Source organism: Rhizobium sp. 01N447_2 (genome assembly GCF_056399245.1).
Genome location: NZ_JBFTQY010000125.1, coordinates 1 through 10,234, shown reverse-complemented (window position 1 = coordinate 10,234; position 10,234 = coordinate 1). Strand labels below are relative to the sequence as shown.

Here is a 10,234-nt window from a genome sequence, read left to right as displayed (position 1 = left end):
GATGTGAAGGGCGACGTCGCGATCGTCTTGCCCTTGACGTCAGCGACACTTGCGATCGAACCGCCCTTGGCGACGTAGAAGGCATGCGGCCCCTTGTTGAACAGCGACATGACGGCGGTTACCTTCACGCCTTCATTGGCGCGGGCGGCCATCAGCGCGCCGATATCGGAAACACCGATGTCGGAGGACGCGGCGGCAAGGCGCGAGATGGCGTCGGTCGAGCCGCGACCGGAGGCGATCTCCACCTCAAGGCCGGCGTCCGAACAGAAACCTTCCTGGATGCAGACGTAGATCGGCGCCTTGTCGCCACCCGGTAGCCAATCGAGCTGAAAGATCACCTTGTCGGCGGCGGAGGTGGCGCCGGCAGAAAGGGTTGCGGCAAGTGCATAGAAGGCAAGCTTGGTGCGGGACATGGGTCGACCTTTCGCAACTAGTGTTCGGTTTTTAAGGACGGATAGTGATTGGCGACGCGCTCCGGATCGAAGCCATCCGCGACGAGCCTGGCAATTGCGCAATCGCGTTTTTCAGAACGCTTGCTGCTCAGGCATGCAAAGCAACGATGCGCGCGAAGGTGACCAGCTCCAGCGTCGATCTCTGCGGATTTCGGGGCGAGATCACTGGTTTTTCCCTGCATTAGGACATTTCCTCGACAGATTTACCCGTCGAGCAATGTCCAGAACCGAGGCTCAGACCGCTTCTACTCGCAGGTCTTTTGTCTCATGAATTTCCGGCGTTCTGCAAGATTTTAAACGCTTCAATTCTCGTGCTGAAAAAACAGGCGAAATTCACAGCATTGAGGTTGAGGTGGGCAGGCACGTCATCTATTGGATTGAAATCAAAGCATAAATTCCTCTGCAGCCGAGCGGGGCGGCGGCTGAAGAAATAAGCGTTCTAATATTTAGAGCGCTTAGCTCGTAATTTTCTTGTCGCACCTTCAGCTTGCATCTGCGTTTTCCGGCGCATTTTTTCTTGTGAGCGACCCGCATCTGGACGGTTTCCAATGCCTCCTTCGTATGCAGGCGATCGCCCATTGCCTTGGGCCGTCAGCATGTCTGAAGTTGAACTCGAGCATATGCCGAAGCGCACGAGATCGCCCAGATGATCATGAATTGGCGTTTCAGCCGCAGTCGAGAAGGGAACTTTGGGGCCGTCACCTTTACGATTCAGCTGTTTCAACGGCTGAGGGACCCGCATATCTCTAGCGACGGCATCGTCAGTCCACGGACGCTATGCCTATTACGACACGGTGCCCGATCTCGCCGTGATGATCGAACTGCTGGAATTCGACAGCGACAAGGAGGTCCAGCCGAAACACGCCTGAGGATTACAGCACCTGTGCAATCCGTCTTGGGCTTACTTCCGTAGCGGTTGTGGCCTCTACGAAATCGAGCCCGATATCCAGCACCGGCGCACTGTGCGTCAACCAGCCGACCGAAATGAGGTCGACACCGGAAGCCGCGATTGCGGCGGCCGTTGCCGGCGTGACGCGGCCGGACGCTTCGGTGATGGCCCGGCCGGCGACGATGGCGACGGCCTCGCGCAGTTGACCCGGCGTCATATTGTCGAGCAGCACGGCGTCGACGCCGGTCTCCATCGCTTCATGCAACTGATCGAGGGTGTCTATTTCGACCTCGATCTTTACCATATGGCCGACGCCTGCCCGCGCCCGACGGATCGCCTCAGTGACGCCGCCGGCGATGGCGACGTGATTATCCTTGATCAGCACCGCGTCATAAAGCGCGAAGCGGTGGTTCATACCGCCACCGGCCCGCACTGCATATTTCTCCAGCGCCCTCAGCCCCGGCGTCGTCTTGCGCGTGCAGGCAACGGAAGCCTTGGTGCCGCGAATGGCGGCGGCAATCTCAGCCGTCACAGTCGCAATGCCGGAGAGGTGGCCGAGGAAATTCAACGCGGTGCGCTCGCCGCTCAGCAGGCCACGCGAGGGGCCCTCGATGGTGGCGATCACGTCGCCGGGCTTGACCGCGTCGCCATCCTGAAGATGGCGGCGCATGACGATCTCCGGATCGACGAGGGTGAAGGCGAGTTCGGCGGCATCGAGACCGGCGATCACGCCCGGCTGACGCGCCGCCATCACCACCGTCGAGCGATGATCGCGAGGGATGACCGAGGCCGAGGTGATGTCACCGGCAAGACCCAGATCTTCGAGAAGGGCCGCGCGCACCAGCGGCTCGACGATCAGGCGCGGAAGGGGAACAAGGCTCATCTCAGGCACTCCTTGCAAGGGCATAGGGCGGTGTTGCGCGGGCGATCTCGAGAACATCGGAAAGACACATCCGGCGCCGGGTGGCATTGGCGAGCTTCAGCGGAAAATCGGTGCGGGCATGGGCGCCACGCGATTCCATCCGCAGGCTGGCAAAGACGGCGATCAGCAGCGCGACGATGGCCGGATCGGCGGCAGGGCCGTTGCCTTCGGCAAGCGGCAGCAGTGCGGCGATCGCGCCATGAATGGCGCCGGCATTGCGCAGCACGCCGAGATGGCGCGAGACGATCGGTCGGACGAGCGATGCATCGGCAGCCGCCGGCAGTCTCTCGGCAAAGATTGTGCTGATGGCACCTGCGGGCACGCCTGATATGTCGCGTGCCGCCCGCATGCCCATGACAGCCGCCTCCAGCAGCGAGTTGCTGGCAAGCCGGTTTGCGCCGTGCAGGCCGGTCGAAGCCGCCTCTCCGGCGACCCAGAGACCTGGAACCGAGCTGCGGCCATTTGCATCCGTGGCCACACCGCCCATGTGATAGTGAACGGCCGGGCGCACAGGGATGAGGTCTTTCGCCGGATCGATGCCGGCCTCGCCGCAAAGGCTCGAGATGACAGGAAAGCGTGTGGCAAAGCGGCTGCCGAGAGCATCGCGGGCATCGAGAAAGACTCGTCCGCCGCGGGCGATTTCGGCGCTGATCGCACGCGCCACCACGTCACGCGGTGCAAGTTCAGCGCCTGATATGCGGGCCATGAACCGTTCGCCTCGTTCGTTGACGAGCAAAGCCCCCTCCCCGCGCACCGCCTCGCTGATGAGCGCCAGCGGCCTGCGGCGTGAATCGAGCGCGGTCGGATGGAACTGCACGAATTCCATATCGGCGAGCGCGGCACCGGCCCTTGCTGCGAGCGCGATCCCCTGGCCGAAATTGCCCATCGGATTGGTGGTTGCGTCGTAAAGCCCGCCAATGCCGCCGGTGGCGAGCACCACCTTCGAGGTCGGCAGAATGGCGGCTCCATTCGCGGTCGCGCAAAGCAGGCCGGCGACCTGCTCGCCGYCCATCACAATCCGCCGCGCCTCGAAACCTTCGAGCACTGATATAGCCGGCGTTTCCATCACCGCCTTGATCAGCGCGGCGATGATCGCCGCACCTGAGCCGTCGCCTTCGGCATGGACGATACGGCGGCGATTATGGGCCGCCTCCAGGCCGAGCGAGAGGTCTCCTGCGGTATTCCTGTCGAAACGCACGCCGGCTTGCTCCAACGCGGCGATCGCCGCCGGGGCCTCGGCGATGATGCCGGCGGCAATGGCCGGATCGCAGAGACCGTCACCGGCCGCAAGCGTATCGGCAAGATGCAGTGCCGCGCTGTCATCGGCGCCCATGCTGGCGGCGATGCCACCCTGCGCCCAGGCGCTCGACGTCTCCGCGCCAAGGGCCGCGCGGGTGACGATGACGGAGGGTTCCGGCGCCAGTGTCAGCGCGGTCATCAACCCCGCAAGCCCGCTGCCGACGATCACCGTGCGTCCAGTGAGATGCTCGAGAATCTCGGTCATATCGCCAGCATCCTCTCGACGGCGCGGCGGGCGGCCACCGCAATTGCCGGATCGACGGTGACCTCGTGGCGATTTTCCTCGAGTGCTGCGCGGATATTGGCCAGCGTGATCCGCTTCATATGCGGGCAGAGATTGCAGGGGCGAATGAACTCGACATCGGGATGGTGCACGGCGACATTGTCGCTCATCGAGCATTCGGTGAGCAGCACGACGCGCGCCGGCTTCTGCCTGCCGACATAGTCCGACATCACGGCGGTGGAGCCGGCGAAATCGGCTTCCGCCACCACCTCGGGCGGGCATTCCGGATGGGCGAGTACTGTGACGCCTGGATGGTTTTCGTGCAGCTGGCGCACATCCTCGGCGGTGAAGAGTTCGTGCACCTCGCAATGGCCATGCCAGGCGATGATCTCGACATTAGTTTCGCGGGCGACGTTGCGCGCCAGATATTCGTCCGGGATCATCAGCACCTTCGGCACGCCGAGCGATTCTACTACCTGCTTGGCATTGCCCGAGGTGCAGCAGATGTCGGAGGCAGCCTTCACCGCGGCGGACGTATTGACATAAGTGACGATGGGCACGCCGGGATGGGCCTGGCGCAGCAGGGCAATATCCTCGGGCGTGATCGAATCCGCCAGCGAACAGCCGGCGCCAAGATCCGGGATCAATACTGTTTTCTCGGGGTTCAGCAGCTTGGCGGTCTCGGCCATGAAATGCACGCCGGCAAGCACGATGATATCGGCATCGACCTCGATCGCCTTGCGGGCGAGCGCCAGGCTGTCGCCAACGATATCGGCCACGCCGTGGAAGATCTCCGGTGTCTGATAGTTGTGCGCGAGAATGACGGCATTGCGGCGGCGCTTGAGCTCGAGGATCGCGTCGACGTCATTTTCGAATGTCATCCATTCGGCTTTGGGAATGACGCGGCTGACGCGCTCGTAGAGCGAGGATGCGGAAACAGGATAATTCATGACCGGCTCCTAATTATGCTCCACTTGAGCATATCATAGGCCAAGAGATATTCTCACGGTGAGCATATGTCAATTGCGGGAGAGCGGTAATTTCGTTCCTGCCAGCGCCCGTTCTTCGAGAACGGTATGGCGAAAGCGGAAGAGCTTGGCCGGCCGGCCGCCGGTTTCGCTTTCGGTTCCGCCGGTTTCCTCGACGAGATCCTGCTGTTCGATGAGGCGGCGGAAATTCTGCTTGTGCAGCGTCAGCCCTGCCAAGGCTTCGATGGTGCGCTGGRGCCTCAGCAGCGTGAAGTYCTCCGGCATCAGCTCGAAGACGACGGGGCGGTATTTGATCTTGGCGCGCAGCCTGGCGATGCCGGTCGCGAGAATGCGGCGATGATCGGCAAACATTGCCCGGCCGAGATTGGCCTCCGCCCCGCATCCGGCTTCCGAGACGAGCCCCGCCTCGTAAAGTAGTTCGTAGCGCTGCAGAGCCAGATCCTCGTTCCAGCCGCCGCCATCAAGGCCGAAGGTGAAATCCGCCCGGCGATGGCGATGGTCGCGTCTTGCCGGATCGGCATCGGCCCAGCTCCCCAGACGCGCCATGATCTCGTCAAGCACGGCCGGCCGTCCCTGCCGATGGTCTTCCCAGGGGAAATATTCGTACCAGCCGTGCCATCCCGGCCGGCCGGCGCCCGACTGCTCGTTGACGAGGCCGAGATAGCTGATCGAGATCGTCCGCCCGCCGGGGATGTCGTTGTTCCGGTCGCGGTCGGCGAAGGTATAGAGCTGTTCGAGATAGCCGACGGGATGTTCCGTCTGCTCCTGCACCCATTCGCGCAGGCCCGATTGYAGGGTGCGATGCCCCATTTCGAAAGGGCCAGACGGCAGTGCGTTGCCGGAGCGGATGGTCATCACGCGCGGTTCGTCCCCCGTCACCGCGACGAGCACCGCAATCAATTCCGCATGCGCAAACCCGATCGTCACAGGGGACCGAATACTCCGTTCCGAATGAATCGAACGGATAATTCCTGACACAGGCCGGGACGGAAGCCAATGGAGAGGAAGCGCCTTTGCGGCGCTTCCCACATCATCGAGGCAGTAGAACTCGTTTGCCGTCAGCTGTTGCCCGTCTCGCTCTTCAGCCCCTGCAGGAAGATTTCCAGTTCCGCGTCGTCGATACCGACGAGATGGCGCTTTTCCGGATAGGCGCCGGTCCTGACATCCTCGGCAAATTCGGTGAAGGCGGCGATGCGCTCGCGCTGCAGCCGGTCGTGTTCGGCGGCAAAGTCGCGATAGACCTTGGCGTGGCGCGGAGTGTGGTCGCGATTGGCGCCGAGCACGTCGTCGGCGAAGAGATATTGGGCATCGCAGCCGCTGCCTGCCCCCATGGAGATCATCAGCATCGAGGTGTTGCTGCTGATGGCGGCAGCGACATCCCCTGGGACGACTTCGATTTCGGCGGCGAAGGCGCCGGCCTCTTCCAGGGCCTTGGTCTGCCGCCAGATTTCGGCCGCACTCGCCGCCGTCTTGCCGACGGCACGGAAGCCGCCCGTCCAGGTCGCTTTTGAAGGGATCAGCCCGAGATGGCCGCAGACGGGAATGCCTTCATCGCGCATGCGCCGGATCGTCTGCAGGCTGGCGGCGCAATAGACCGCATCGCCGCCTGCCTTCAGCGCCGCGAAGGCCGCACGCAGATAGTCCTCGGCTGAGACATGGTCGCCATATTCGAGCCCCGGAATGGCAAAGAGAGTGGGGGCGATTTCGCGAAAGACCGGCCCGAGCAGCGAGGGCGGCACCGAGGCGATGTCGATCCCCGCTTTTTCGGCGGCGTCCGCCTCCTCCAGCGAGGTGACGCGCAGCATGGTGAGCTGGCGCTTGCCTTTTTCCGCAAGCAGATCGGCGACGGTTGCGCGTTTATGTTTCTTCATCATTAATTCCTTTGAAAATATCGGAGAGCTCAGGCGGCCAGCAGGGATTTCAGCTTGATGTCGCTGGCTGCCAGTGCTGCCGGGTTCGGATGGGCGCGTGCTGAGATCAGCATTTCGGCGAGCCTGATGTCACGCGCCACCGCATTGCCCGGTCCGATGCCGCTTGCGGCGATCAAGCGTCCGTCGGCGTCGAGATGGAAAAGAATGAAGGCGCCTGCGCCGAGATCGCGGCGCTGATGCATGGCTGCCCCTTCGGCAAGGCCTGATATCTGCAGCGTCATGTCGTATTGATCCGACCAGAACCACGGCACTGATGAAACGGCTTCGTTAAGGCCGAGCATGTTGGCCGCGGCCAATGTGCCCTGCTCCTGGGCATTGCGCCAGGATTCCAGCCGCACCCGCCGGCCGCCATAGATCGGCAGCGGAAAGGAGCAGCAGTCGCCGGCCGCAAAGACATCAGCTGCTGAAGTCCGGAGATAAGTGTCGACGGCAATGCCATTGTCGATTGCGAGGCCTGCCCTTTCGGCGATCTCGACATTCGGCCGTGCGCCGATGCCGACGAGGACGAGATCGGCTTCGATCACCTCTCCGGTCGACAATCGGATCAGGGCTTTTCCGGTCTCCTCGGTCAGCGCCTCGATGGAGACGCCGCAGCGGATATCGACGCCCTCGGCGCGGTGGCGCTCGGTGATGAGATGGGCGATCTCTTCCGGCACGCCACGCTTCAGCACGCGTTCCAGCCCCTCGATGACGGTGACCTCGGCGCCAAGCAGCCGCGCCGTTGCCGCAAGTTCCAGTCCGATGAACCCGCCACCGATAATGGCGATATGCCGGCCCGGCTTCATTGCTTCGCGCAGCGCCGCGGCATCGTGGTGCGTCCTCAGCGAGCGAATATGCCGGCTGCCCACCGGCGCACCGGGGAACGAACGCGCGGCCGCACCCGTCGCAAGCAGAAGCTTGTCGTAGGAGAGCGCCGTCCCGTCCGAAAGCGTGACGATCCTGGATGCGGGATCGAAATCCCTGGCCTCGAGGCCGGTCAGCAGCCGGATGCCGTTTTCGATATATTTTTCCGCCGCGGCGATGAATTTCGGATCGCTCGCATCGGCGGAGCCGGCCTTCGAAAGCGGCGGCCGCTCGTAAGGATGAAGGGGCTCGGCACCAACAAGCGTTATCTCGCCGGCAAAGCCCTTTTCCCGCAAGGCGAAGGCGGCGCGCGCCCCGCATTCGCCCGCTCCCAGGATGACGTAGTGAGCCATGCCGGCCTCCGTCAGAGCGAGATGAAGACGGCACCGTCTTCGATCTTGACCGGATAGGTCTTGAGATTGACGCAGACCGGCGCACCCTTGGCTTCGCCCGTCTTGTAGTTGAAGCGGCCATTATGCTTTGGACATTCGATGATCTCATCCATGACAAGCCCGTCGGCGAGATGGATATGTTCATGCGTGCAGAGCCCGTCGGTTGCGAAGAATTCGTCGTCCGGGCTGCGATAGACTGCGAAGGTGCGCCCGTCGTGATCGAAGCGGATGACATCCTCTTCGTCGATCTCGTCCTTGTCGCAGACCTGGATCCAGTTTCCGCTCATCTTGTCCTCCCTCGATTGTCGTTATTGCGCGGCCGGGGCCAGCTCGTTGTGGAATTCCTCGCGATAGGGCCGCGCGGTGGCCGGCAGGTCGCGCTTCAGGAAATAATCCTCGTTGCGCAGCTGGCGCAGGAAGGCCGGGATCATCTCGCGATAGCCGGACCAGATCGACGGGTTCGGGGCCGGCAGGTCGTGCTTGATCATCGCGTGCAGCTTGGGCAGCGCGTGGTAGGGCACCATCGGGAACATGTGATGTTCGACGTGATAGTTCATGTTCCAGTAGATGAAGCGGCTGATCGGGTTCATGTAGACCGTGCGGCTGTTCAACCGATGATCGATGACATTGTCGGCAAGGCCGCCATGCTGCAGCAGTCCGGTCAGCACATGGTGCCAGGCGCCATAGAGGCGCGGCAGGCCGATCAATACCAGCGGCAGGATCGAACCCATGGCGATTGCGGTTGCGATCGTCACCAGATAGATCGCCAGCCAGATGCGGGCTATGCGGATCGCCTTCGGCTGCTCCATCTCGGGAATGAAGGTCTTTTCCGCCGCGCTGACGACGCCGAAGGCATTGCGCCGCATATCGACGATCGCATGCCAGGCATCGAGGATGCCGAAGAAATTAAGCACCACCCGGAAGAGATCCGGCGGCCGCATCACGGCGATCTCGGGATCACGGCCGACGATGACCGTATCGGTATGATGGCGCGCATGGCTCCAGCGCCATGTCACCGGGTTGCGCATGATCATGAAGCAGGCGATCTGGTAGACGACATCGTTCATCCAGCGTGTCTTGAAGGCGGTGCCGTGACCGCATTCGTGCCAGCGGCTGTCGGTGGCCGAGCCGTAGAGCACGCCATAGGCAAGGAAGAAGGGCACGGCCACCCAGGAGCCCCAGAAATAGATGCCGAGCCCGGCAAAGATTGCCATGGCGCCGAGCCAGATGATCGTGTCGCGGATCGCCGGCGCATCGGAGCGCTGCATCAGCGCCTTCATCTCCTTGCGGGGAATGTCGGTGTGATACCATTCGGCTGCCGCCAGTCCCGTCTCGACGGCGGTGCGGCCGCTTTCGCCGAGAAGGTCGTAGTCACGTTTCTTCGTCTGGGTCGCCATTATCCGCCTCCCGTTATGCCCTTGCCAGGAGAATAGGTTGACTTTGGAAAGCGCTCAATGCAGGCTTGATATAATCTATCAAAAGCCATCATGAATGGCTTGCATTCATGATTGAATCCATCAGGAACGCCGATGCGCCGCCCCACCATCTCCGATCTCGCCCGCGCCTCCGGCGTCAGTGTCGCCACCGTCGACCGCGTTCTTAATGCGCGCCACCGGGTGCGCGAGGAAACAGCGCGACGGGTCTATGATGCGGCGCAGTCGATCGGCTATCACGCTGTCGGCCTGATCAAGCAGCGCGTCTTCGAAGATCTGCCGCAATACAGGCTCGCCTTCCTGCTGCAGAAGCCTATGCAGCCCTTCTATCAGAGCTTCGTGCGTGAGATCGAAACCGCAGCGCGCGCGCTGACGTCTGCGCGCATCCAGACGCAGATCGACTTTCCGTCAGCCGCGACACCGGCAGCGATCGTCGAAAAGATCAAGGCGCTCGGCGCTCGCAACCAGGCCGTTGCTCTCGTTGGCCCGGATTATCCGGCGGTGACGACGGCGGTCGAGGAGTTGAAGGAGCGCGGCATTCCGGTGTTCTCGCTGCTCTCCGACCTCGCAACGGGCGTGCGCGACGCCTATGTCGGCGTCAACAACCGCAAGGTCGGGCGCACCGCCGCCTGGACGATTGCGCGCACGGCGCACAAGCCCGGCAAGGTCGCCTGTTTCGTCGGCAGCCACCGCTTTCACGGCCATGAGCTCAGAGAAATCGGCTTCCGCTCCTATTTTCGCGAGAATGCGCCTGATTTCGATGTCGTCGACACGCTGATCAATCTCGAGACCGCCGAGATCACCCACGAAGCGACGTTGACGCTGCTGCAGAAACATCCCGATCTCGTCGGCCTCTATGTC

11 protein-coding genes are annotated in these 10,234 nt (G+C 62.6%); 1 reads left to right on the top strand and 10 read right to left on the bottom strand.

The window, feature by feature from the left end; all coding sequences use genetic code 11:
* The 10 genes from AC1ECN_RS37400 to AC1ECN_RS37355 form a co-directional block, all read right to left on the bottom strand.
* Positions 1-413, bottom strand: a 413-nt coding sequence (locus tag AC1ECN_RS37400; RefSeq protein WP_477955892.1) for an ABC transporter substrate-binding protein, incomplete at its 3' end; no start/stop codon positions are given.
* A gap of 17 nt (positions 414-430) precedes the next feature.
* Positions 431-634, bottom strand: a complete 204-nt coding sequence (locus AC1ECN_RS37395) for a hypothetical protein (protein WP_163857230.1) — start codon at positions 632-634, stop codon at positions 431-433.
* A gap of 690 nt (positions 635-1,324) precedes the next feature.
* Entirely contained in the window at positions 1,325-2,248 is a 924-nt protein-coding gene (gene nadC, locus AC1ECN_RS37390; RefSeq protein WP_130673900.1) for a carboxylating nicotinate-nucleotide diphosphorylase, read from the bottom strand.
* On the bottom strand, positions 2,226-3,767 hold the full coding sequence (locus tag AC1ECN_RS37385; RefSeq protein ID WP_477955891.1) for an L-aspartate oxidase: 1,542 nt from the start codon (positions 3,765-3,767) through the stop codon (positions 2,226-2,228). Before AC1ECN_RS37385 ends, nadC begins: the two co-directional genes overlap by 23 nt.
* Positions 3,764-4,735 (bottom strand): quinolinate synthase NadA, encoded by a 972-nt coding sequence (gene nadA, locus AC1ECN_RS37380; RefSeq protein WP_165586522.1) that lies wholly within the window; start codon positions 4,733-4,735, stop codon positions 3,764-3,766. The genes AC1ECN_RS37385 and nadA overlap by 4 nt, the downstream gene beginning before the upstream one ends.
* 69 nt (positions 4,736-4,804) lie before the next feature.
* A complete protein-coding gene (locus tag AC1ECN_RS37375; protein WP_477955890.1) occupies positions 4,805-5,803 on the bottom strand; it encodes an NUDIX hydrolase in 999 nt (332 codons plus the stop codon).
* A gap of 29 nt (positions 5,804-5,832) precedes the next feature.
* Entirely contained in the window at positions 5,833-6,648 is an 816-nt protein-coding gene (locus AC1ECN_RS37370) for a 3-methyl-2-oxobutanoate hydroxymethyltransferase (RefSeq protein WP_197727448.1), read from the bottom strand.
* Between the two features lie 26 nt (positions 6,649-6,674).
* Positions 6,675-7,901 (bottom strand): NAD(P)/FAD-dependent oxidoreductase, encoded by a 1,227-nt coding sequence (locus AC1ECN_RS37365; protein WP_130673896.1) that lies wholly within the window; start codon positions 7,899-7,901, stop codon positions 6,675-6,677.
* 11 nt (positions 7,902-7,912) lie between these two features.
* Positions 7,913-8,227 carry a MocE family 2Fe-2S type ferredoxin gene (locus AC1ECN_RS37360; protein ID WP_003548266.1) on the bottom strand — a complete coding sequence of 105 codons (315 nt, stop codon included), beginning with the start codon at positions 8,225-8,227 and terminating at the stop codon, positions 7,913-7,915.
* 21 nt (positions 8,228-8,248) lie between these two features.
* Positions 8,249-9,337: a fatty acid desaturase family protein gene (locus AC1ECN_RS37355; protein WP_130673895.1), complete on the bottom strand. Its 1,089-nt coding sequence runs from the start codon at positions 9,335-9,337 to the stop codon at positions 8,249-8,251.
* A 132-nt stretch (positions 9,338-9,469) separates the two neighbouring features.
* On the opposite strand from AC1ECN_RS37355, the gene AC1ECN_RS37350 reads away from it, so the two are divergent.
* On the top strand, positions 9,470-10,234 hold a 765-nt coding region (locus AC1ECN_RS37350), incomplete at its 3' end, for a LacI family DNA-binding transcriptional regulator (protein ID WP_477955887.1).

What these genes read in the sequence shown, in the direction of transcription:
- AC1ECN_RS37355 (WP_130673895.1), bottom strand. Translation starts at nt 9,337, where the DNA reads ATGGCGACCCAGACGAAGAAACGTGACTACGACCTTCTCGGCGAAAGC.
- nadC (WP_130673900.1), bottom strand. Translation starts at nt 2,248, where the DNA reads ATGCCCTTGCAAGGAGTGCCTGAGATGAGCCTTGTTCCCCTTCCGCGC.
- AC1ECN_RS37370 (WP_197727448.1), bottom strand. Translation starts at nt 6,648, where the DNA reads ATGATGAAGAAACATAAACGCGCAACCGTCGCCGATCTGCTTGCGGAA.
- nadA (WP_165586522.1), bottom strand. Translation starts at nt 4,735, where the DNA reads ATGAATTATCCTGTTTCCGCATCCTCGCTCTACGAGCGCGTCAGCCGC.
- AC1ECN_RS37395 (WP_163857230.1), bottom strand. Translation starts at nt 634, where the DNA reads ATGCAGGGAAAAACCAGTGATCTCGCCCCGAAATCCGCAGAGATCGAC.
- AC1ECN_RS37360 (WP_003548266.1), bottom strand. Translation starts at nt 8,227, where the DNA reads ATGAGCGGAAACTGGATCCAGGTCTGCGACAAGGACGAGATCGACGAA.
- AC1ECN_RS37365 (WP_130673896.1), bottom strand. Translation starts at nt 7,901, where the DNA reads ATGGCTCACTACGTCATCCTGGGAGCGGGCGAATGCGGGGCGCGCGCC.